Below are 24,462 nucleotides of genomic sequence, written 5' to 3'. Positions count from 1 at the left end.
CGCTATTATTTTTATTCGATTATCTAGTGTTAATCACATCAAAAACAAGGTTGCATAATGATAAAAGCGTCAACACCTGAAGATGAACTATCACGGCTAAAAGACCTATATGAGTATGACGTTTTAGACACTGAAGCTGAAAAATCCTTTGACGACTTAACCCAACTTGCATCTGATATTTGCGAAACGCCAATTTCACTGATAAGCCTTGTTGATCCCAACAGGCAATGGTTTAAGTCTAAGTATGGAATTGATGTAGCCGAAACAGCACGAGATATATCATTTTGTTCTCACGCAATTTTAGAAAACCAAGTGTTCGAAGTTCAAAATGCACTGACAGACACTCGCTTTCACGATAACCCCTTGGTTACAAACGACCCAAACATTCGCTTTTACGCAGGTACACCACTTATCACTCCTAGAGGTAATGCTATAGGTACGTTATGTGTTATTAGTGATAAACCAAAAAAGCTTTCGAGCAAACAAATAAATGCGCTCACGGTTTTGGGCAAAGAGGTTATTGCGCAACTAGAGCTTAGGCTTAATAATAAAAAGCTGTCTATGGCATTAGAAAAACAAAAAGCACACAATAAAGAACTAGAAAAGTTAAAAGAAGAAGCAGATACGGCCAATAACACTAAGAGTAAATTTTTAGCAAATATGACTCATGAGTTGAGAACCCCATTGCATGGGATTTTAAATTTAGCTGAATTTGGTATGACCGAAACCACAACAGAGGAAAAAGACAGCACTTTAAAAAGTATATTAAAGTCAGCTCATTACTTATCAAATATTGTAAATGACATTTTAGACTTTTCTAAAATTGAGGCTGGTAAATTAGAAATTGAACATATCGACTTCGATCTTAATGACGTTATTAGCGATGTGATAAAGCCCCAGTTACAGCAAGCGTCTACTAAAGGTATAAAGCTTATTACATCGGTAGACTCTAAAATAGCAGATAATTTTAAAGGGGATCCTCTTCGGGTTTCGCAAATTTTAAATAACTTGTGCTCAAATGCGATTAAATTCACCAAAACTGGTCAAGTCGAACTGAAAGTAAGTATTAAAAGCAGTACATTGCAAACACAAGTACTCAAGTTTGAAGTTATTGATACAGGCCTTGGCATTAATGAGACTGTTCAAGAACATTTATTTAAAGAATTTCATCAGGCAGACTCATCGACCTCAAGAGAATATGGGGGGACAGGTTTAGGCTTATCAATTTGTGCTCGTTTAAGTGAGCTAATGCAGGGGCACCTTAGCTTCACCAGCCAAATAGGTAAAGGCTCTACGTTCACCTATGAGCAACGCTTTGAGATTGTTTTGTCACCAATAATAGCAAAGCAAAGCGTTGAGCTAACAAACTTACAAGGTTGTACTGTCTTAATTGCCGAAGATAATAAAATAAATCAGCTCATTATTGTTAAAATGCTCAAGGTACATAATGCTGATTTAATAATCGCAGAGAACGGTAAAGAATGCGTTAAGTACTTCAAAGAACACCCTGTAGACTTAATTTTCATGGATATACAAATGCCTGAAATAGATGGAATAAAAGCCACACAGGCTATTAGATCGCTTCCTACAGGTAAAATCGTTCCAATTATCGCTATGACAGCAAATACCCTAAAACAAGACATTGAGCATTATTTAGATATTGGCATGGATGGCTACTTAACAAAACCGTTCGATAAAGCTAAGCTCAACAGCTTACTCAATGTTTATAATCCTAAAAACCTCAACCTCAAAAACTTAGCAGTAAAAATTAGCGATCCTAATGTTTCTAGTAACAGGAAGCTAAACCAAATATGCAAAGAGTTAAAAGCGCTTATTCCTAATGCCAATCGAGTCAGTCTGTGGTTATTTAATAAAGAATACAGCGCATTAAGTTGCTTAATTTGTCTTGATGAAAATGATGACGTGTCAAGTGGTGCTGTTTTAAATACAGAAAACTCCCCTGCTTATTTCAACTATATTTTAACCAACCAAGTACTCGACGCCTCAGACGCCAGAAATAACGAAGTAACCGAGTCGTTTACTCACTCTTACTTTGAGCCATTCAATATTTATTCTTTACTTGATTACACTTATAAACTTGATAACAAGCCGTTAGGTGTCATTTGTTGTGAAAGTGTAGACTCAAAGGTAACTTGGAGTCATGCTGATAAAGAGTCATTAGTAAAAGTTGCTGATGTCACGAACTTGTTTTTATCTAAACAAATAAAGCATGAGTAAAACAGGCCTACTTAGTGGCTAAAATTGCCACCTAATAGGCTTAAAATTATTATAAAATCTCAATCTTGGGTCTGCTCTAACTCACGCTGAGTTTATTTTTTATCTGCTTTAACCGGCTTTATTTTAAAGAAAAAAGTATACACAACCGGAACAAACCCTAATGTTAAAATTGTTCCCATAGCAAGACCAAACGCAATCGTGCTTGCTTGACCATAAAACAAAACATCTTTAGATAAAATAAGTGGCATTAAGCCTATTATCGTTGTGCAAGTAGACATCAAAATAGGTCGTAAACGCCTTAAAGAGGCATTGATTACCGCCTCAAAGTTTTGTTGATTAGACTGCTCTGTGGTTTGTTGCTCTAAGCACTCTATCTGTTTACGTTCAATATTTATTCGATCTATCAGAATCACCGCATTATTAATGATAATACCGGCAAGCGCATATAAACCTAAAATAACCATAAACCCAAAGTTTGCTTGCATAACCAACAAACCAAAAGCAGCACCAATGATAATTAGGGGTACGGTTAAAAATACAATACTAGTGGCACGATAAGAGCGAAATTGCGCAATGATAATAAACACCATAATGGCAATACACAGCGGTAAATTAGCTAAAATTGCAGCTTGCGATTCCGCGGAGTCTCCAACTACACCGTCATATTCTATTTCATAACCAGGTGGTAATTTCTCTCGTATTTTATCAAGCTTCTCTTCAAGTAAGGGCACCATACTTTGCGCCGACATAATTTGATTTTTAGCTTGTACTGTTACAGTACGAAATAAATTTTCACGAGCAATGCGGGCAAACTGAGTCTCATAGCGAATATCAGCCACTTGCATTAAAGGAACACTGACGCCTTTAGCAGAAGAATAAATACTAACACTGTTGATTCGTTCTAAATCGTATCGCTCACTGTCTTGCGCCCTTAATACAATAGGGAATATATCATCACCTTCACGAAACTCGGATATTATGCGTCCAGAAAAATAGGTTTCTAACGCTTGGGCAACATCATTTGAGCTAATTCCGGCACGACGAGCATTTTGCTGATTAACCTCAAGTTTAAGTGTCGTAATGCGGTTTTCCCAATCGCTTTTAATATCAAACGTGCCATCTACATTTCGCAACAAAGTTTTAATTTCATCGCTAACAGAATAAATATAATCACTATCAGGACCTTTAACTTGAATCTCTATTAGTGAAGAATCAGATGGCCCTAAGAACATTTTCGTAACACGCCCCATCACACCAGGAAAATCTTGAGCAAACATCTCACGCACTCTCTTTAATGTAGGATCGGCGAACTTTCGTTCACCTACATCAATCATAAAAAATGCTTTTGAAGGTTCGGGGTCGATAGGTGTAAGTGATAAAACAAACCGAGGACCACCAAATCCAGCATAGGCCGCATATTTTTCAATATGTGGAAAGTGTTCTTTATCATCCAAGTTTTTTGAAATAGCCTGCACCGTTGCGTCAGTTTTACGCATTGAAGTACCCGCTGGCATATCAAGGTACACTAAAATTTGTGCTCGATCAGAATCAGGAAAAAACTTTGCAGGCACTAGACTCATAGCCCAGCCCCCTGCCAAAAATAGTCCTAAAATAACAACAACAAACGCAATACGCGCACGCATAATTTGTCGTAATGCTTTTTCGTAAAGCGGGGTGAGGCTATCAAAAAAGCGATTAATTTTACGTCGAACAATATTTTGCTTTTGCCTCGTTTCTTTTTTAACAAAGCGATGACATAAATAAGTAGTAAATGTCAGGCTTAGCGCCCAAGAAGTAAGTAATGCAATTAGCACCACCAAGGAGATCGAGCGCGTATATTCACCGGCACTACTTTGTGCCAACATAAGGGGTAAAAACACAAGAATAGTTGTTAATGATGAAGTTAAAGACGGTATCGCAAGAGTGCCTGAAGTGTTACGAATAGCATCATCACGCGTTTCGCCATCTTCGATACGCTTTTTAAAATCTTCAGCCATTATTATGCCATCATCAACCAAAAGACCAAGCGCAATAATTAAAGTAGCTAGCGACATACGCTCTAATGGAATACCCATAAAGTTCATAACTGAAAGCGTGATTAAAATCGCTGCTGGCACAATCGAGCCCACAATCAGACCAGTGCGTAAGCCTAAAAACATCACTACCACAACTGATACTATAACGATGGTTTGCAAAACACTAAAAGTCACACCAAATACTGCATCTTCAACCACATCGGCTTGGCGCGTAATATTTTTTAATTGATAGCCTGCAGGAATAGTTTGATTAATTTGCGCTATCATCGCTTCTATTTTAGGAGTGAACTTAAGCACATCCGCTTGTTCATCCTTAGATATGGCAAAAATAATGGCTTGGCGATTATTGTAATAACTTGTTCTTGATGGGGGATCGACCACTTTACGGCTTATTTTAGCAATATCGCGCAGCAATATTGTTTCAGGCTGGTTAGGTACACTGATAAGTGTATTTCTAATATCGGCAAGGTTTTGGTAATTTCCTGAAGGTTGAATAATAAAGTTTTTGCCATTGGCGTCAATAACCCCACTAGGGCGTATAATATTTTGGTTTTTTAAAGCACCAATCAATTGGTCAGGTGCAATACCCAGTTGAGCGAGCTTAGCATTTTCAATTTCAATTTCAATAAAAATACGCTCTTGTTGAATGCCCAAAATATCAATTTTTTTAGTGCCCTCAACTTGATGCAGCATATCAGCAATGTGTTGCGCCACATCTTGGCGATCGCCCATACTGTAGGCAGGATCAGCAATAAGTGCCACTGTTAATACGGCAACATCACCAAAATCATCGTTTACTACATAAGGCAATGTCCCATTGGGTAAGTCATCACGCACTGCGTTTATTTGATCGCGCAGTTTATCCCATTGTTGATCAAACTCACTTTGCTCAACACTTTGCTTAAGCTCAGCGTGAATAATAGAACGACCAGGGATAGATACTGAGCGAATTTCGGCAATACTGGGCATTTCACGAATAGCTTCTTCGAGTGTTTTAGTGATCAACAACTCTACTTTTTTTGCGCTCATCCCCGGATAAGCGGTTGTGACAACAGCTTCACGAATTTTTATTTTAGGATCTTCTTGCTTTGGTAGTTGATAATAACTAAAGGCGCCAAATAACATAAGGCCAAAAACAATAGCTAACATAAGGCGATTATGATCAAGAGCAAGCTCTGAAATAGTAGGGATCTTCATCGTTTAAATCTCCGTAGCGGGTTATGGATTAAGGCGCTTAATTTCGCCTTCGATAAGCGTTACTTTTTGCCCATCGTGTAAAAAAGCCATTCCCGCGTTAACAATTTGTTCCCCCTCTTTTAAATCTCCTTTAATTTGCGCTTTTTGCGCAAAAAATTTCATTACATCCACTGTTGTTTTTTGTAAAACGTAGCCAGCTGGTTGTGAGTCAGCTTGCGCTGTTGTTATCATTTTAAAAACAAAGTGTTGGTTATTTTCTTTTGCCATGATTGCACTTACAGGCACCATAAAACCATCGCTTTCTCCCTGCTGTTGTTTAAATTGCACTTCTGCACTCATACCCGTTCTGATACCTGCGATATCATTAGCTGAGATTTTTAAAATAATAGGAAAAGCATTCGCTCCTTGAGCAGCTGAGCCAATTTCTTTAATTTTGGCATTCAACGATTTATCTAAAGCTGAAATAGTTACCTTTGCCGGTTTATCAATAGTTAACGAAGAGAGAAGCCCTTCAGGCGCAAGCGCTGAGACTTCAAAACTTTCTTTACCTTGGATTAAAAGTGCCGAGATATTAGGGCTGACTTGTTGCGAAGGTTCAATATTACGTTTTGAGATAGTCCCAGCATAGGGCGCAATTAGCGTGGTATCTTTTAACTCTTCTCTTGCCATCGCTAGTCGCACTTGAGCAATATCGACTTTATCCTTGGCGCTCTCATATTGCGACTTTGCTAAATCGTATTGCGCGCCAGACACCGCACCATCATCAACCAGTGACGCTTTACGTTCAAAATCCTGCTTAACATTTAGCATCGTAGCCTTTGCATTAGAGACCTGTCCTTTGGCCTCTTGCACTGCCAATAAATATTTTGTTTGTTCCAGCCTAGCTAACGGCTCACCTTCTTTAAAAGACTCACCAATTTCAAAAAAAACGTCTTCGACCTTTCCGCTAACCTCAAATGTTAAAGTGGCTGTGTTAGCAGGTTGGATAACACCTGATAAAATACGACTATCAAACGATTTAGTTTTTTTTAACTCAATGGCAGAAACAGGTTTTAATTTTTGCTCAGGAACTTGCTCTTCAGAGCACCCTGACAGCATAAAAATAATAACTAAAAAAACAACTATATGATTCATAATTTCCCTTGATAAATAGTGTATTCAAACCGATTGAACTACTAAACTAACCACAATCAGTCTTCACTATGAGCCATCTAATTTAAAGTATGGCTAACATTGTTATCACCCTGAAAGCTTGGGTATAATGCATTATTCCGGCTGTATTCTTAGCCTCTAAATTGGATCTTCTCCCATGAAAAAACTATCTGCTGTGCAAGTTAAACAACAAGCACTCGTCCTCAATGTTGCTGACAAAATAGAAGAGCAAGGCCGTGCTGAAATTCCAGGTATGCTGCAGTGCTGGTTTGATGTGGAATATCATTTATTTCCGGGCTCTTTACTAATGTGTTTTCAGTTTGAAAACCAACAGGCACTAACTGCGGCAGAGCCTGAGTTATTAAAATGGCAAAAGCGCTTAAGCGGTGCAATGCTTAAAAAAGGCGTAATTTTAAAAGATATGCGTAAACATTTAGTATTTACCTTAAAAGGACCAGACGACTAAACCACTTATTTTGTAAGCGCACTCTACTTTGGTGCGCTCTCCAAATTAAACTTATTAACGTGTTCAATTAGCTCAGGAAAAAACGCTAAAAACAGTCCATCTAGCTCACTATAATGTCGGGTTATATCTTCAGCGGTGCCTGCAAAATTATTAGTAAAGCGAACCCGTTTAGCAATATTATCAAGCGCCCGCCCAACCCCATCAACGCTTTCATACTCTTTAAACCAATCGTTTTGTGTCATACTGGTTACTACACGTTGCATTCGTGTAGGCATTACAGGTATACGCTTATCCAAAAGCGCATAACTGGTTTGCTTAAAATCAATCAGTGATTGGTTATTAAACTGCTGCCAATGCGCAATCAGAAAATGATCAAACACCACATCTATAGCCACGCCAGCAAAGCGCCTGCGCTTGGGTGAAAAAAGCTGTTTAGCTTCTTTAACAAAAGGGTGTGCGTCAGTAAATTTATCCACTAAATAATGATTATCAAGCGCGTTTTTAACGCTCGTAGGTATGTGCGTTAGCTGCCGTTGCCCCCCAAAGTCTCCCAGCAAATTGCCAAAATGGGAATCAGCCGTAGGCTGTGCTAAATAAAGGTGGGCTAAATAATTCATTGGTTGCCAATATAGATTAATATACCAAACTCAGATAGTTTTAAAATCAAACGCGTAAAAAGATGGAACGCAGTTCCACCTTTTTACTTTTTAGATACTTATAGTGCATTCTAAAATATTACGCTTTTGAAACCTTGCTTGCACCAGCATTATCAAGAATCTCTTCAATACTATTTTTGTTATCGCTGTTATATTTAACACCGACGAGTATTGAACCCTTCTCAATTGCGTTTTCATAATACTTAATTTCATGTTCTGGAATAAATGCGCCGATTGCTGCACCTAAAGTCCCACCAACGGCAGCACCTGCGCCACCAGCTGCAAGTGCTGAAACCAAAGGACCTGCAACTAATAAGCCGGCACCACCCGAAGCGACTGCACCAACAGCGGTAAAACCACCAATAATTGCTGCTAACACGCCTCCAGATGCAGCGCCCAGCAAACCGCCCTCTGCAGCTTTGGTACCTTCATCTACAGCAAAGTCTTCCTTTGTATACGAGTCGTTAGCAACAACGCTTATATCCGCCTCACTTACACCTAAAGCTTCTAATCTATAAATTGCTAATGTTGCTTGTGATGCATTATCGAATAACCCAGTAATAACAGTACTCATAATAACTCCTTTATTTGTTTAAGAAAGTACGCTAAGTAATTAGCAACATTCAAACCAAAGTTTTAATCCTTTAAAATCAGAAAGATAAATAAAAAAAGCAAAGTAGAACTCTACGTTTTACAGTAAAAGTTGCTAGAAGTTGTAAAAAGTTCACACACATAGGTATAACTCAAGCGATTGAAATATGAGTATAATTACAAAGAGACTAACGTTATTAGCATTGTTCTTCTAAAAATATCAACAATCCACGTTCATAGCGACTCAGGTACTTAGTCTTACGGGGTAGTTTGTCTAAGTTATTAAAGTCCTTTAGAGCTTCCTTACCTCCTTTACACAGCTCAATCAACTTTGGATGAATATATGAATTACGAGCTATTGCTGGGGTATTCCCTAAATTACTTGAAACGCTACCTAACATATCTTTAAGCGAAAGCTGGCCGTTTGATTTATGTAAGACTTCAAATGCCAAAACACTGGCCCGCCATGTTCTAAAATGTTTTGCACTAAACTGCTCGCCCATAACACTTTGAATAAACTCATTCACTTCTTTGGAGGAAACATCACAACACTCGCCTTCATCGATATATTGGAATAAGCTCTGCCCAGGCAAATCTTGTAACTGCTGTATGATAGAGCTAAGCACTTTATCTGTTATGTTCACTTCTCTTTGCTTACCGGATTTTGCTTTATACTTTAAGCGAATATTTTTACCCGTAAGTTTTGCATGCCGGCTACGTAATGTCGTAGCACCAAAACTATTGTTATGTTTGGCATTTTTTTTAGAACCAACACGCAGAGCTCCAAGGTCCATTAAACGTACAACGGCTGCTATTGTGCGCTGGCAATCAAGTTCATTACCTCGCAAATATTCCGATAGTTTTGCTCTTAACAAAGGCAGTTTATTTCCAAATAAAACACATGCTTCAAACTTTTTAAGCTCTTGCTGCTCCCTAAACTCGGGATGATAAAAGTATTGCTTGCGGTCTTTGTTGTCGTAGCCAGTAGCTAAAATATGCCCATTTTCTTCTGGGCATAACCATACATCTTTGTATGCGGGGGGAAAAGCGAGACTGTCTAACCGCTCTATTTCATCTTTATCATGTATTTTCTTTCCTGCAGGATCATAATAAACCCATTGGTTTTCATGCCTCTTTCGAGTAATACCCGGCAAGTTATCATCGACATAAATTAGTTTCATTTTATTCCTTTAAATTTTTGTAATCCTCAAATCAAACGGTGCCATCAATAACAAGGGCTAGTTCTCACTAGCCCCAATTTATGCGATTTAGCGGCTCCAATACCTAAGATTACGAATTTTTGAGACAAACTCACTTGCGGAAATTTTATTTAAATCCAACCAGCCATCATCAAGCTGTCCATTTAAACCAGTAGCCTCGATTAAAGGAGTTGCTTTATCACTAAAGCCGATGTACTTCATATGTGCATAAGCATCACTGACAAAATCTTTCGCCTCCGGTATTTCAGCAAGCTTTTTAGCGCCTTCATTAGTGGTAAGCAGAACTATTGCGTCGTAAAGCACCGAAGGACCGCCATTAATAACTTGATCGGCCTCAATAATCTCGCCATTACTATTTTTAGCACCACCAACTTGAGCCGCAATAATTTCATAACTTGCACCTTCCTCTTTAAGGCTTTGTGTTAATAAATTAAAGGTTTCAGCATCAAAACCATCACTTACTAATATACCAAGCTTCCTGCCTTTAAATGTATTTGGCGCATTTTTTAAAATACTTAGCGCATCAGATACTGGTAAATCATGACGGGTATCAAGCGCCGCTTCTGCGGCATCTGGCATAGTTTGTAAACCTAAACCCAATGCAACTTGCTCAGCAAGCTTGTTATCAATGTTTAACAGATGAGAAACCACACGTTCTCTGATACGTAAATGCTCTACTTTAGATAACTCAAAAATTAAAGCATCTTGGATATGCGTTTGCTCAACGTCAGTTTGACTTAAATAGAATTGGCGCGCTTGGCTGTAGTGATCACTAAATGTTTCTGAGCGATAGCGTAATTTACCCCCGTCAGTTTCAGATTCTGAGCTTTTGAATCCGTGTACAGGGCACTCTCGCGGATTGTTTTCATCCCCGCTGAATGAATTAGGTTCGTAATTAACCCGGCCTTTGGGGTTCTGCATTGCCATGTGGCCATCTTGAAGAAAGTGTCTCATCGGGCATTTTGGTGCATTAACAGGAATTTGTGTGAAATTAGGGCCACCTAACCGCTTGGTTTGTGTATCTAGGTACGAAAAATTACGGCCTTGCAATAAAGGATCGGGAGTAAAATCAAGTCCTGGCACTATATTCTGTGTGCAAAATGCAACCTGTTCGGTTTCTGCGAAGAAGTTGTCTACGACTCGATTGAGCACCATTTTACCAATAATTTTAACTGGTACTTGCTCTTCGGGTATCAGTTTAGTGGCATCAAAAACATCAAACTCGAACTCTTCAGCAAATTTTTGATCAAATACTTGAATGCCCAGCTCCCATTCCGGATAGTCTCCATTATTAATTGATTCCCACATATCACGACGATGAAAATCAGGATCAGCGCCATTTAATTTCAATGCCTCATTCCAAACCACTGACTGCATACCGCCTTTAGGTTTCCAGTGGAACTTAACAAATTTTTCTTCACCTTGTGCATTAATAAACTTAAAAGTATGAACGCCAAATCCTTCCATAAACCTTAATGAGCGCGGGATAGCTCTATCTGACATTGCCCACATAACCATGTGCATGGATTCTGGCGACAAACTTACAAAATCCCAAAAATTATCGTGGGCTGTTTGCGCTTGTGGAAAACCACGATCTGGTTCTTCTTTTGCGCTATGTATAAGGTCGGGAAACTTCATCGCGTCTTGAATGAAAAAAACTGGGATATTATTGCCTACCAGATCCCAATTACCTTCCTGCGTATAAAACTTAACGGCAAAACCTCGCACATCACGTGCTAAATCAGGCGAGCCCTGATTACCCGCCACTGTTGAAAAGCGTGCAAAAACAGGTGTTTTTTCACCTTTACGTTGAAAAATATCAGCAGAAGTCAAATCATCTAAAGCATCATACGTTTCAAAGTAACCATGTGCACCATACCCTCTTGCGTGAACAACTCGCTCAGGAATTCGCTCGTGATCAAAGTGAAACAACTTTTCTCGTAACACATGATCTTCCAATAGTCCTGGTCCGCGTTGACCTGCTTTTAATGAATTTTGATTGTCACTGATAGGGCAACCTTGTGCGGTTGTCATTACGGGGTGATCTTCATTAGCTTTTTGATGAAGCTCTCCTGCATGTCCTTTATTATTTGCGTACTTAAATGACTCTGCCATAACTTTTCTTCCTTAAATGATTTTTTTGATTGCTATATTTTTAAAGGGTTAAAAAACAATAACCAAGCAAAAAAAAGACCACCTATAAATAGCTTTAAAATCAATTATTAAGAAAGAAATGAAAATATTTCACCAATACAAACTATAAAAATTACACAGCTAATGTAAGCTTTCCTCAGAGCATCATTTTATTCAATTACTAAGCAATCAGTTTGTTCTTATTTTCATTATTACTGTATTTTTAAGTTAATCAAAGTTGAGCATGGTTCAACTGTGACACTGTAAATACTTGTAACCCACCATCACTTAAACACAGAGTCTATGGCATTATCGCCTTAATGGTTTATTGTTTTAATTTACAAAATATCTTTTTATAAACAGCCGGAAGAGCAACAAGGCTCAACGCAAGGCGCCTTAATCGGGCTTGCACTCGTTGATGAACTTGTATTAACGCCGCAAGGCACGGCTGATGAGGAGTCTAAACACTTCAACTCTTCAAAATACTGATATGCTTATATTCATATTTGAGTGTAGCTAAGATAAAAACCATGAAATTACCACTGTCTTGTGATGCCCATTATTACTCACACTTCATGTCTACAGCGCAAAGTGAAACGCTTTTTAAGTGGCTGAGGAGCAACTATGATCTCGAAGAGCCTGAGGTTATAGATTTCCCCGATGGATCACAAAAACCGATTTTACCGTGGCGAATGATTTTTTTAGACTCACAACTTGCTAAATCGGGTAGTTTCTCCTTGCATCATGGCAGACAAACAAAGAGTTTCCCCCTGCTTGAAGAGTTACGTCGGCAAATCACTGAACGCACCGGTTGTAATTTGGCTGTCGCGGTATGTTTGTACTACCCCAATGGGCAAGAAAGCTTAGGCTTTCATAGTGACTTACCCGCATTTGGCTCTACAGATGTGATTGCTTCAATCAGTATTGGGGCTCAGCGAGAATTTTTAATTCGCTCAAAAACCATCACACATGAACGCTATAATATCACGTTAGAAAATGGCTCTTTATTGCTGATGGGCAAAGGCTTTCAAGATAATTATGAACATGCAATTGCCAAAGGTGATAACACAATAGGACCTAGATTTAATATCTCTTTTAGACGCTTTGGTAATAGCAAAGTATAAGTAGCTCAGTGAAAAAGTGTAAAGTAAGTGAAGGAATCATCCATTAGACAATTTCGCTCATCTACTGACTTTAAAGCGATTGAAAATAGATAAGGTATGCCTACTTTCTATCAATACTAGACAAAAACATACTTTCAGGTACTTTATTTTTAGTCATAACTTTATGGTATATACCGTCGTTTATACCTAAATCAATTGCTTTATTTACTACAATCATTGCGTTCAAACTTTTAGTAATGTCTTTTGCAAATGCAACATGAATTGAACGTTTCTCAATAACGTCAGAATCAAATGATATTTCGTTTTTAAATTCAATTAATTCATTACTTAACAAGTATTCACCATAACTCTGCGACATAATAAGACGGTCTACTTTTTGATTATAAAGTAGTTTAAACCCTTGTTGAGCAGTGGCAACTTCTAACAACTCATAAGTATGATAACCTTTTAATATTTTGTCATGTACACCTAAACGAACACTCGCAATAACATTTTCTTCGCCTTTTCTATCTTTATGATAAAAAGCACCAAATGCCCCCATACCAATTGGGTTTGACAATACCGCCCACTGCTCTCTTCCTGGTAGATTAGCCGCTAAAAATAGACCGTCAGCTTTTCCTGACTGAGTATAATAGTTTGCTCTTGCCCAAGGTAAAACAATGGCATCCACCTCATACCCCAATTTAGCTAAGCTTTGATTTAAAAATTGCCAACTCGCACGATAGATTGGGTAATTTTCCTGCAGCATTTTTTCATGATCATGGCCAACTGCAAACGTAATGGTTTTATCTTTTTCGCTGGCATTTAACAAGCCGATATTAAAGCAGAAAATGCAAAAAAGAATGAGAGTTCTACGAATCATAGTAATCTCTTTTTGAAGGTGAATTTTTAAATTATATAAGATTTAAAAATAAAAGTTATATTTAAAGTGCTTGCTAATAACATAATAGGCATAAGCTATTTCAGTAAGGGGCCGCCCTTTAGTCTGTATCGATTAATTACACCCTAAATTTCACAAAAACGGGAAGTGAATTTATCACTATGTTTCAATAATCTGCCTGCAATCAGTCACCCCTAAAAAATTACGTAAGGCCTCCAATAAAAAGCTTAACTGTATTTTCAGTTGGTGCCCCATTTAATTGTTGGGTTGAAATAAAACACTTGAACTCTGTGAATAAAAAATCAAGGAAAAACCGCGACCAACTTGCGCGGTATTTTACAGTTTTGAACCCCTTTGTGGTTTTACTAAATACAGCCTCAAATCCCAATAAAAGGAGAAACTAAAGGCAGATGCAAGCCATAACGGTAAAACCAGCCCAACACCGTTCAGCAAGCCGAGGAATAAGAAACTCACCAAAGGTGATAATTAATTTTTGTGTAGCGTAAACAGTCCTATATTCACGGCACTAGGGATCCAAATAGCTAATTGAGACTTTAATACTTGTGTTTCTATATTCATTTTATCTGAACAATAGGCGACAGCCTCTTTGTAACAATGCTGATCTTTTTTTAGCTGAAGCAAGAAATCGGTTTGCCAGTCGTTTAACATAGTGACTTTTAAGCGGTATTGGTGGCGTGATATGGCAATATACGTTTGCTCTGGTGTGGGCACAAGAGATGACTTACCTTGCTCAAGCTCAGCGACTAAAGGCAGTAAAGGATAATCGCTTTGAATAAGCTGTACGGACTCAGGTACTGCTATTATAAAGTCTTGCGCAATACCGCAAAGTAGCTCAATTTCGCTAATGGACAAAACTTTATGTGCTGTTTCAGGCCCTGGCTTCAAAAGTGTTAATGCTTTTGCTCTTTCAAATTTAGCTAGTTCTGCGGGTAGACAAAACATAGCTTGCTGATGCGGGCTAAAATCGCCTGTGGGTTTTGTGTGCGCTAAAAAATCAGCGAAGCGCGAGCCTAGCTGGTGCATAGTCCAAGACTCCGATGGCAAGGTGACAATAAAAGCTTTAGCGAAGGTATCAAATACTTCCTTACCCATGAACTGGCAAAGTAGTGCAAACTCCCCCCTAAGGCACTCGACTAAACGTATCACATAACCTGCAGCATAGATGTCGACCCTTCGCATGGCATTAAGGGTGCCACTGCTTTTAACACACTTATATAAAGTTAAGCCTTGTGAAGCAGCAGTATTAAGCTTTTGTGGCAAATCACCTCGCACCATTAAAACGGTGCTAAGCCACTGCTGGGTTTGTATTAAGTCTGGTGTTTTCATTGATCTAACTCTACTCGCTTAGACATGGTGAGGCGTGCCGCATCTAAACGCTCGTTAACTATGGGGGTTGAAAGCGCGTTAGTGTTAATAATCGTATTTTGTTCCGGGATATGACCTGCTAGTACCAGCTTTGCTTTGTTTAACTCTCCAACCAGCTCAGAAAAACTGGGAATATTGGCATCCCACTCAAGTAAGGTCGAAGTCCCCCCAGTTAAGCGCTGCGCCAATTGGTAAAGCTGCCAAACCTTATAGGGGACAGGCTGGTCATGAGTGTCTATCAAACAGTCTCCACAATCACTAGGGCCTGCAAGGTGTATTTGAACAATGTGATCGAGGGGTAATTGGCGAATAAATTGCTCGGCGTCAAAACCATGATTAAAACTACTAACAAAAACATTATTTACATCCAATAACATACCGCATCCTGTTGCTTTGACGAGCTCACAAAAAAACGCGCTTTCAGTGAAAGTAGAGTGTTGAAATTCAAGATAAGTTGACGGGTTTTCAAGCACTAAAGGCCTCTCTAAAAAGTCTTGTACTTGATCAACGCGGTCAATAACGTGCTGTAAACTTTCATCAGTTAGCGGCATTGGTAGCAAGTCGTGACTATTTAAACCAGCAAGGCCTGTCCAGCATAGATGATCAGAAATAAGTTGAGGGTTAACAAACTCACCTAACTCTTTGAGCTTGCGTAAGTATTCAAAGTTAATTGGATCGCTACTACCAATATTCATTGATACGCCATGCATAACTAGCGGGTATTGTTCCTTTAATTTATCGAGCACATACCTACCATATCCGTGATTATCTATATAGTTTTCACTGATAATTTCAAACCAATCAACACCAAGTGATGTATCGTGTTCCAAATGGGACATAATATAAGGATAATGCTGACTTCTGAGGCCAACACCAAACCCAAGATCAGTTAGCTTTTCGATAGCGGACGCAGCAAAATCCTGCGTCCGAGTTAGATTTGTCATACGCTCTTTCCTATCAAGTTGAAGGAGGAAGTGCTAAACGAATATCTGAAGGCATTGGCTGCTCAGGCGGTTTACCGTTATCATCCAACAAGCCATTAGCATTACTGTAAGCTTGCCAAGCAATGTTGTATACAGCGTCACCTTTTTTATAAGGCATTAATACGCACTCATCTGACTTATCACTGAGAGCGGCTTGGCTTTTTGGGTAAGTATAATCTATTGCTGAGAAGCTGTTATCTTTAAGGTTAAACTTAAATAACTGCATATCGTATTCTTGGTCATCACCTGAAAGCTTCGGGAAAAGTTGAGACGCCGAAATAGGCACTGCACAACCGCCCAAGTTATTACACTTATTATCGGCTGGTGCACTTTTTGGCCCGCTCGATACACTGCCACCACAGCTGCCACCTGGCGTTGTGCTATGCACAAAACCACAACCTCCCTGCGCTTTACAATCATTACTACCTTTACAGCTGTGATATACCTCAGGAGGTGGTAAATCATTAGTGCCGATGTTGTTATAACTCATTCCTTGGCAAGCATGATAAAGCGTGTCCGCACTTTGTGGGTCGATACCGCTCACTAAATCTGGCGCTATTCCTGTAGTTGCCCAGCAGATCGAAATTCTATCTCCAGAACCTCCCATTGCTGGACCCGGAAACTCCTCAGTTTTACCCGACCAATAGCGATCTAGCGCTGTTGTGAGACCTTTAATTGTACCTACTGCTGAACTACTAAATAACTTATGAGTATCACCGATATGAGTCGCGAGCCGCAGATTATTGAGCGCTTGCACTACGCTTGCTACCTCTGGGAGTTGCGGATTAGTCGCATGTGCTATATCGCCCCCTTTGGGATCTAATAATTCACAGCTCCAAGTGTTGCCATCAGCAAACCATGTAGGCCATGTCATGTAGCGTTCACTAGAGTTTGATGAAGGGGATTCAAAGTCAACGATCAGCTTCAGCGTATCGGTGAAAATTTGAAAGTGATCTTTATATTTATTGGTGATCCGTGCACATGCTGAGCCTGATATAGGACCTTCACTGCAGCTTGCTGGGTAATCCGCTTTTAATGCATCAGCGCTTGGTTGGAACTTTTCTTCGACTGTACTCGGGTGAGCATCGTTTGATGGCGACTCCTTAGAAGCAAGAAAGTTTTGCGCCCATATCTCATTAGCCCAACGTTTACAAAGCATGTCAGCCACACCATCACCCTCACCTTGATCCGTAATGGCATTCACATTGTTCATTAAGGCTTCTTTGAGAGCTGTATGATCTGAATTTACGTTGAGCGAACCTATAATGCCCGGAAATTGTGCTTGATATTCATCATTTCCAGGGCGCTCATTGAAGTAGTCGCGCTGACTAGCTTCGCAGGTAGGCTGAATAGTTGCGTAATCTAACAAACTAGTTCCATCGTCATATTGGATCTGAATATAATCCCAATAACTTAAGTACATGTGCCCAATTGAACCAAATAGCGGCAAGTCACTTTCCTTGTAATTCGGTTTCCACCAGTCATATGGGGCTTGTTCAAAGTATTTTGGTCGTTGTGTATCTGCGTTTGGTTTTAAAAACTCTGGTTGAATAATTTTGTGAGCATTTTCTTCAGTCTCTTCTATCAACATAAATAGCAGCGTTTGCTCTTTACTGAGTTCTGTAGCATTAACACGTAAATCTTGTAGCGTTTTATTGGGAAAAATTTGTTTGAAATAAGCTTGAACCGCAGGGCTCAATTTAGATAAATCGGTAGTACAGTCCGCAAAGTTCAAAATATGTGGAATGCTACTTTTGTTGTTGTAGCACTTCCAACCATATTTTTCGTCAATTAACGCCTGACTAGTAAAGCTCGGTGTGAGGCCCAATTTACTTGCCATATTTGAGGCCAGTTGTAGATGCAGCATTTCTTCAATAAAAACACTATATACCCCGTTGAACACTTGTTGATTAACAGACAGTTCATATTTTTTAGCTGGTTTATTTGCATCATCACTGTTTCCAGCTGAGGTGTCGGTGTCAAACAAAGCAGCTAAGTTAACCTCATACTGATTGCGTCTTATTTCAGGAATGTAACCAGCCGTAGGACCAAGCCCAGGCCAATAACGACCGGGATACAGGTTCGACGAGTCTGCAATTTGGTGTGTCCCTTGAATCGAATAGAGGCCGCTCATATAAAGCGGGATTGTAAATAATTCGACGTTAATTGCAGCCTGTGCAATTGCTCTCAGACAAGATAAATCAGCCGCTTTATACTTGCTATCACGCACTTTAATTTTTTGCTTTTGCGCACTGCTGAGAAGAATATTAGCATCAATTTCTGTATCTACTGCTACCGACGGGCCCGTTTTGTTTTGCACATTCATAATTTGCTCCTTTGTGACGGTGAACGTTGTGCAATATCGCTGGCTTAAATAAGAATAAGTTAGGATCTTGATTGGTTTTCCAAGACACCTTAAAGATTTAAGCTAGTTGATGTAGGTGAGCGATGGACACTCTTTATAAAGATAGCTGAAGACAAGCGTAAAAATATTACACAGCATTACATAACGCTATAAATGCATGTGTTGCTAGAAGTAAAAATAGAAAAAAAGCATAGGGTCACTAATAATTGCAACCCTGACGAGTTTTTGTATTGAGTTTTTAATCGACCTTCCTAATTACACTCAATTGAGTATTGGGTGTAATAATTTGTAATAGATATCTTAAATCATCCAACCTAACATTTTATTAACAACGAATTTTATGTTGTTTGACAATGAAATAGATATTTACAATGGAGAAATAAATTATGGGTACCGATACTAATTTTAATATTGATGTTAATCAGCTAATTACTAGTGTTTTTGGTAGCAATAAAGATCGCAACGATTTGGCTGTTGGTATAAGGAATGCTACAAAATCAACAATAAGTATAGATTACTATATTGACCATGGTAGTTTACGAGATGTTGACGGTGGCAACAAAATTAACCCTGGGGAGCTTTGGGAAGCAGGTGTTCATGCTAAAGGTGCGGGTTCAAATATTACTATGAGCATTGAAATTTCAGGTAATAAATCTGGTTGGGCAATTATGTCCGCAACACCAGTAAATAAACAGAACTATTTTAAAGTACAACATAGTAAAACACCTTATAGTAGCTCTAAAGATGCATATAAAGCGGCTGATAAAACAAAAAAACACTACTCTGATGATGGCATTTACGATGAAAGTCATAACGGTTATACGGCAGTAATAAGTATGACTGGTGAAAGCCCTGCTGCCTGCACCATTGTTATCGAAGATAACTAATTTTAAATTTATTTGTTATTAGGCAGTGTATATACACTGCCAGAAACAGGACTGATATTGGTAGTAAACGATGACGGAGACCAAGGGCCTTACTTAATTATCAATGATGCTAAAAATATCTAAATTCAAATGGCGTTCTTTGCCAAGCCATGGTGAATATTCACACCAATCGACGTAATGACTAGATGCGTAGTCATATTTAAAGTGAGTTTAAATAATAAAAACACTTGGTTTTTAAATAAAAAGATCAAGGAAATACAGCTGCCTGCTTGATCAGAAATTTCTAATGGGTAACCCTTTGGTTTTTCTAAGTGATAAAAGTAGCTCAAACTTCAGGCATGAATGACTTGTGGTCACCTGCAAACGAGCCCTTTTGGCTGCTGCCGGTGAGGAGGTAAAAACTTACACAAGATTTTACCTCTCTTAAATTAAACTTTTAATTAGATTAGCTGCCCAACAAAGTTAACACTATTATGGGCTAAAATAGGAAACACCAAACTCCCTGTGCGCTCTCTTAGCCAAAGTAAAATAAAGCCGTAGCCGCCTGTTAATAAAATAGCGGGGAAAGAAAAGTGCCACTCTCCACCATTAAACATAACCCCATGAACGAGTCCAAATAACATCACTAAGAGCAACCCTGCAATGTTAATTGACGCACCACCTAAATTATAGCGTTCAGATATGATTGCCAACGATATACAAAATAAAAGAATCCCTCTAAACATTGGCTCCTCATCAAAGCCTGGCATTGTTGCCTGATAAAGTAAGGTTTCTAAATCGTAATTAGGTTCACCACTCCAAAAAAGTGATACAACTATCTGTAAAATGATAAACAAGCACATAACTGTAAAAGCGGGTTTTATAGAGTTTTCATTTTGCCTAAAAGTAAAACCAGCATCCGCAATACGAAAGTTAGCTTTGAATTTAACTAAAGCTAGTAGTATGACTAACCAAAGGATTATTGCCGCTACTTTTCCAGACCAATTCCACGACATATCAGGAAAAAGCATATCCAAGGGGATAACCTTTCCACCTTTAAACAAAGCAAAAAAATAGCAAACTAAAATACCTAACGAAATCAAAGACCACATTAGATTTAAATCAACTTTTTTAATTGCTCTTAATATCAAAACTAAAACTAATATAACGCCGACATTTGTAAATAAACCTATAAATAGATCTTCCATGAATACCTCTTTTTTTAAAGGCTATTTCTAGCACTTATTTTATTATTGTTTTAAGTAGTACCGAATACTAATCCTAAATTAGATACTATTAAACAATTAGTTATAAAAGAGGAGAGTGAAACGGGGTCAAACCCTAAAGGGGGCATTTTTACTAGTCAGTATGCGACTTAGTCAATACCAACTTCAAAGCGTAAAATATCACCAGGTTGGCAATCTAAGTATTTGCAAATAGCGTCAAGTGTTGTAAATCGTACAGCCTTTGCACGGCCCGATTTTAATACAGATAAATTTTGTGGGGTAATCCCAATTGCTTCGGCAAGCTCTGCCGACTTCATTTTACGCTTTGCGAGCATCACATCTAAATCAATTATTATTGCCATTAAATTACTAACTCTTGCTCTTGTTGCAGCTGTTGCGCCTGTTTCATTATCCATGCAATAACATAAATAATAAGCCCAACTATAAAGCCTATGATATCGGTGTCTTGAATCACTACAGCTCGTTTAAGCTCACTACCTGTGAACATATTTAGCAGTGTTACCAACAACGCGGGATAAAAAGCCACAAATATAAATTGCAGTAATAATAAGCCACCAAGCCATTTAAAGCATTGAATATTCTTTAAGTTAAAAAACAATCCTTTACGGTAAAGCATAAACAAGCGAATTAAAATCAGATTTACAATAATGTATGGCAACATTTGCGGTAACGCTAACCAAGTGATTGTATTAAAACTGTTTGCCGTTAATGTACCTGCAGTACCTTTCCAAGAACCGGTAACTTCAAGCCCTATCCACAAGTGGGTACCGTTAGCTTGAGTAAAGTTTAAAACATCACTGCCATTAAGTAACAATACAACGGCGGTAATTAATAAAGTAGTTAGGGTCAAAAAAAGTAACGCTAATATTACGTTACTCATCATTACTATTCTTTTCATTTTAAGATTTCTTTGCATTTAACTGCATTACTAATCGCTGATAATGTAGCTGCAACTTATCACCAGTCAATGCATTACCATGGTGCTTGCCCTTTACAATATATAATTGCTTTTGCTTTGAAAGTGCATGTTGGTATAAAGTTTCAGCTAAAGCAGGAGGTGTTTGAGTATCATCTTCTCCGGTAATTATTAAAAGCGGAGCAGTAAATGATTCCACTACCTTTAAATTATCAACCCTAGCTAGCTCATCACTAAAGTTAACCTCTACGAATGGCTTTACAAACCAAGGCATACGTTGCGATGTCATTTGCTTTACATTAGTAATACTTCCTTCAAGTACTAGCGCATCCGCGGGCCGCTCACTTGCAACATACCCTGCAATCATGCTGCCTAAAGAGTGTCCATGTAAAATAGTCGGAGTGCTTTTTAAATCTGTACGGGTTGCAACATAATCATAAACTGACAATGCATCACGCTTTAAGTTTTCAATTGTCGGCGTGCCCTCACTATTACCGTAACCTCGATGATCAACCATTAAAATATTTACATTCATTGGCAGTATTTGTTGTGCAGATCTACCTCCAGCAACGCTTACACGAAATTGATTACCACCAAAATAAATTACCGTTGCTTGCGCATTATCAACCTTTATCAAGGTGCCACTCAACGCCACGTCGTCAAACCCATTTATGGTTATGTTTTCTGTTGTCGCTGTTTGCTCAATTTTACGCAGCTTTGTAACCTGTACTTTTTGATCTGGGTTCAGAAAATTTGACTCTTCAATCGAAATTGTTGTGCATCCAGTTTGCAGCACAACTAACACTATAGTAGCAAGAGTAAGTAACTCGCGTTTCATTTTAAATTCCTTCTATTAAAAAATCACTATGACACTCAAAAACTAAAAAAACAATTAAAATTACCGTAAAACGATAACTTATTATTGCTTTATAATATTCAAATGTATTTTCAGCATTCCTTTCTGTTATAAGATCGGGCTAAATTACAACGATGTCTAACTCGGTATTGTGCCGCAATATAAGAAGAAGTTCGCGAATAGAGAGGGCACAGCAGCCCCGTTTTAGCTGTCGTCACCACAAAGACAAAAAATTGAATAAGGTTTCTAATTTCTAAAGATGCGAGACGCATTCACATTATCTGTAATGGTAATCTCAAACATCTATTAGGGCCCGCGCTCCAACAAGCTAAACGCCTACAATAAATAACACATACTCTTGGCTTTTGAGCGAGTAAGCATATTTGTGATTTGTTGGGTTTCGTTTCACCCAATCCAATCTAAGCTTATACAATTAACATTAATCACCACACACAAAAAAGCCGCTGCATTGCTGCAACGGCTTTTGTAGCTTTGATAAGTGTTAGTCTCGTATGTGTGAGCCCGAAGATATAGAAAAATAGATTGCGGTCGCCGTACACGTTACAAATACCGATTTGGGTTACTCTCATTTGTTTTTGTGACTAAAGTTTTTTAAGTATTCCATTTGCTTTTTTTGCCGTCTTTTAAGCCTTTTAATAACATTAACACTCACCTTTAAATACTTACTTTTAAAAAGTAGCAATATAAATGAATTAAAAATAATAAATAAAAATGAAAGTTCTAAACCATTAAATAAACGTTCACTTTTTTGCTCAAATATTAAACCTAAAATATAAACTAGGGACACAGCTATAGAGCACCCAGCAACTAAGCGGTAAACTTTAATAACCCAGCTTCTACCAGTAGATATGAGCGCCCCAAGAAAGATAAACACACATATGCCAATAAAAAACCCGATAACCCTAGGTCCTAGCTCATTTGCAGTATCATATGGCCAAAGCATGATTAATATTGTAAATGCTAATGATGAGTAGCTAATAACGCTTGATACAATGGCTAAAGCACAGACTAAGCTGTATTTTAGTTTTAATATTGAATTACTCTGTAAGCTAGTAGCTCTCACTTCACTGACCATCACCTAAAACCATTATTCAAATAATACAGATGAAAACATTAGTAGTGCGCAAAGCATAAAAATTACAAAATACAATTTAAATAATCTCGAGACGTGAACTGGTACCTTGTTTCTATCACTTAATAAATTATACCGTTTTGCATACCAATCAAATAAAAATACGCTGCCATAATGAAGTAAACCATGAAGCGCCATAAAAATATTTAGGGAATAGTAGCGATTTCCATGCTCTAAAATATCTTCAACCGTTCTGAGCTTTTTTGCTTTTAAATAAAAAGCTAAAGGTAACAGAATGATAAAAATAACACTTAAGCCAACACCAAAAAATATCAAATCCATTATTTAATCAACAAAGAAGAAAAGCAGTTAATCTAAACAAAAATATGCCATAAGGCATGCTAATAAAAACATAAGGCTAAATGTTATAAACAAAATATAATAAAGCTTAAACCACATCTGCAAATTTTTGGGTACTTTCTCTCTCTCCTTTATTACCTTATAACGTCTTGCATACCAATCGAATAGAAATATAGAACCGTAGTGTAATGCTCCGCTACCAGCAGTTATGATATTTAATGAGTAAAAACGATTTCCATCGTCTAGAACATCCTCTACCAACCGTGTTTTTTTTATCTTTTATAGCTATTAACATTGGTAATATTATAAATAAGAAAAGACCCGCAGATGTAAGAAACAGAGTTAAAAACCACAACTTAATAGGCTCCATTACTTTTCAACAACCTCATATATTAACTCGCCTATAACCCCTCCAGCATAACCTCCAGCTTTGCTTGCCTCAACCCTATCAGCGCAATTTCAACATACCCACCTTTTCAGGTTTTTGGCCATGTTGGCTACAGTTTTATAGTCTTGAAATAGTAATAGGGATTTCGATTTGCAGATGGTTGTGACTGGTCATTAAACAATACGAATGCACTTCAATATTAAATCGAAGGCTTACTTGCTCAATATAATATAAAAAAGACTTAAAGCCCGTCACCATTCAAAAAGGTGTTTTCATGCCCTCTTGCGCAATACATTAAATAATAAAATG

General features: G+C 38.1%; 20 protein-coding genes. 4 read left to right on the top strand and 16 right to left on the bottom strand.

Annotated elements, in window-relative coordinates; all coding sequences use genetic code 11:
- Positions 1-57: 57 nt before the first annotated feature.
- A complete protein-coding gene (locus AC0VZ5_RS02970; RefSeq protein ID WP_475474214.1) occupies positions 58-2,238 on the top strand; it encodes an ATP-binding protein in 2,181 nt (726 codons plus the stop codon).
- Positions 2,239-2,330: 92 nt separating this feature from the next.
- On the opposite strand, the gene AC0VZ5_RS02965 is transcribed toward AC0VZ5_RS02970, so the two are convergent.
- Positions 2,331-5,471, bottom strand: coding sequence for an efflux RND transporter permease subunit (locus AC0VZ5_RS02965; protein WP_475474213.1), 3,141 nt, complete (start codon positions 5,469-5,471; stop codon positions 2,331-2,333).
- A 21-nt stretch (positions 5,472-5,492) separates the two neighbouring features.
- Positions 5,493-6,605, bottom strand: a complete 1,113-nt coding sequence (locus tag AC0VZ5_RS02960) for an efflux RND transporter periplasmic adaptor subunit (RefSeq protein ID WP_138608462.1) — start codon at positions 6,603-6,605, stop codon at positions 5,493-5,495.
- A 175-nt stretch (positions 6,606-6,780) separates the two neighbouring features.
- On the opposite strand from AC0VZ5_RS02960, the gene AC0VZ5_RS02955 reads away from it, so the two are divergent.
- Positions 6,781-7,089 carry a hypothetical protein gene (locus AC0VZ5_RS02955; protein ID WP_010390782.1) on the top strand — a complete coding sequence of 103 codons (309 nt, stop codon included), beginning with the start codon at positions 6,781-6,783 and terminating at the stop codon, positions 7,087-7,089.
- A gap of 23 nt (positions 7,090-7,112) precedes the next feature.
- Here AC0VZ5_RS02955 and AC0VZ5_RS02950 read toward each other — a convergent pair whose 3' ends face one another.
- The 4 genes from AC0VZ5_RS02950 to AC0VZ5_RS02935 all read right to left on the bottom strand — a co-directional run bounded on the left by AC0VZ5_RS02950 (position 7,113) and on the right by AC0VZ5_RS02935 (position 11,671).
- Entirely contained in the window at positions 7,113-7,706 is a 594-nt protein-coding gene (locus AC0VZ5_RS02950; RefSeq protein WP_475474210.1) for an acyl carrier protein phosphodiesterase, read from the bottom strand.
- 118 nt (positions 7,707-7,824) lie between these two features.
- Positions 7,825-8,319, bottom strand: coding sequence for a general stress protein (locus AC0VZ5_RS02945; protein ID WP_290170856.1), 495 nt, complete (start codon positions 8,317-8,319; stop codon positions 7,825-7,827).
- Positions 8,320-8,533: 214 nt separating this feature from the next.
- Positions 8,534-9,517, bottom strand: coding sequence for a DNA topoisomerase IB (locus AC0VZ5_RS02940; RefSeq protein ID WP_475474208.1), 984 nt, complete (start codon positions 9,515-9,517; stop codon positions 8,534-8,536).
- 87 nt (positions 9,518-9,604) lie between these two features.
- Positions 9,605-11,671: a catalase gene (locus AC0VZ5_RS02935; RefSeq protein ID WP_475474206.1), complete on the bottom strand. Its 2,067-nt coding sequence runs from the start codon at positions 11,669-11,671 to the stop codon at positions 9,605-9,607.
- Positions 11,672-12,219: 548 nt separating this feature from the next.
- Between AC0VZ5_RS02935 and AC0VZ5_RS02930 the strand changes: the two genes are divergently transcribed.
- Entirely contained in the window at positions 12,220-12,813 is a 594-nt protein-coding gene (locus AC0VZ5_RS02930; protein ID WP_475474205.1) for an alpha-ketoglutarate-dependent dioxygenase AlkB, read from the top strand.
- Positions 12,814-12,913: 100 nt separating this feature from the next.
- Here AC0VZ5_RS02930 and AC0VZ5_RS02925 read toward each other — a convergent pair whose 3' ends face one another.
- From AC0VZ5_RS02925 to AC0VZ5_RS02910, 4 genes are all read right to left on the bottom strand, one after another.
- Positions 12,914-13,675 carry a substrate-binding periplasmic protein gene (locus AC0VZ5_RS02925; protein ID WP_198521943.1) on the bottom strand — a complete coding sequence of 254 codons (762 nt, stop codon included), beginning with the start codon at positions 13,673-13,675 and terminating at the stop codon, positions 12,914-12,916.
- 504 nt (positions 13,676-14,179) lie between these two features.
- A complete protein-coding gene (locus AC0VZ5_RS02920) occupies positions 14,180-15,040 on the bottom strand; it encodes an HvfC/BufC family peptide modification chaperone (protein ID WP_475474203.1) in 861 nt (286 codons plus the stop codon).
- Complete coding sequence (bufB, locus tag AC0VZ5_RS02915; protein ID WP_475474201.1) at positions 15,037-16,023, bottom strand: MNIO family bufferin maturase; 987 nt, start codon at positions 16,021-16,023, stop codon at positions 15,037-15,039. The genes AC0VZ5_RS02920 and bufB overlap by 4 nt, the downstream gene beginning before the upstream one ends.
- Positions 16,024-16,036: 13 nt before the next feature.
- Complete coding sequence (locus AC0VZ5_RS02910) at positions 16,037-18,388, bottom strand: ferritin-like domain-containing protein (RefSeq protein ID WP_475474199.1); 2,352 nt, start codon at positions 18,386-18,388, stop codon at positions 16,037-16,039.
- Between the two features lie 425 nt (positions 18,389-18,813).
- Here AC0VZ5_RS02910 and AC0VZ5_RS02905 point away from each other — a divergent pair, with 425 nt between their 5' ends.
- Entirely contained in the window at positions 18,814-19,314 is a 501-nt protein-coding gene (locus AC0VZ5_RS02905; RefSeq protein ID WP_409424678.1) for a hypothetical protein, read from the top strand.
- 440 nt (positions 19,315-19,754) lie between these two features.
- Here AC0VZ5_RS02905 and AC0VZ5_RS02900 read toward each other — a convergent pair whose 3' ends face one another.
- From AC0VZ5_RS02900 to AC0VZ5_RS02875, 6 genes are all read right to left on the bottom strand, one after another.
- Positions 19,755-20,501 carry a CPBP family intramembrane glutamic endopeptidase gene (locus tag AC0VZ5_RS02900; protein ID WP_475474196.1) on the bottom strand — a complete coding sequence of 249 codons (747 nt, stop codon included), beginning with the start codon at positions 20,499-20,501 and terminating at the stop codon, positions 19,755-19,757.
- Positions 20,502-20,668: 167 nt separating this feature from the next.
- Entirely contained in the window at positions 20,669-20,881 is a 213-nt protein-coding gene (locus AC0VZ5_RS02895; RefSeq protein WP_409424677.1) for a helix-turn-helix domain-containing protein, read from the bottom strand.
- Complete coding sequence (locus AC0VZ5_RS02890; RefSeq protein WP_409424676.1) at positions 20,881-21,438, bottom strand: DUF2975 domain-containing protein; 558 nt, start codon at positions 21,436-21,438, stop codon at positions 20,881-20,883. The genes AC0VZ5_RS02895 and AC0VZ5_RS02890 overlap by 1 nt, the downstream gene beginning before the upstream one ends.
- A gap of 1 nt (position 21,439) precedes the next feature.
- Positions 21,440-22,294 carry an alpha/beta hydrolase gene (locus AC0VZ5_RS02885; RefSeq protein ID WP_475474193.1) on the bottom strand — a complete coding sequence of 285 codons (855 nt, stop codon included), beginning with the start codon at positions 22,292-22,294 and terminating at the stop codon, positions 21,440-21,442.
- A 604-nt stretch (positions 22,295-22,898) separates the two neighbouring features.
- Positions 22,899-23,408, bottom strand: a complete 510-nt coding sequence (locus AC0VZ5_RS02880) for a hypothetical protein (RefSeq protein WP_475474191.1) — start codon at positions 23,406-23,408, stop codon at positions 22,899-22,901.
- Between the two features lie 12 nt (positions 23,409-23,420).
- Positions 23,421-23,747, bottom strand: a complete 327-nt coding sequence (locus tag AC0VZ5_RS02875; protein WP_475474189.1) for a hypothetical protein — start codon at positions 23,745-23,747, stop codon at positions 23,421-23,423.
- Positions 23,748-24,462 lie beyond the last annotated feature (715 nt).

It is taken from the genome of Pseudoalteromonas sp. QJM3NY_12 (assembly GCF_056173165.1).
The sequence above is the reverse complement of the archived record's forward strand: the minus strand, read 5'-3'. Positions and strand labels throughout refer to the sequence as shown.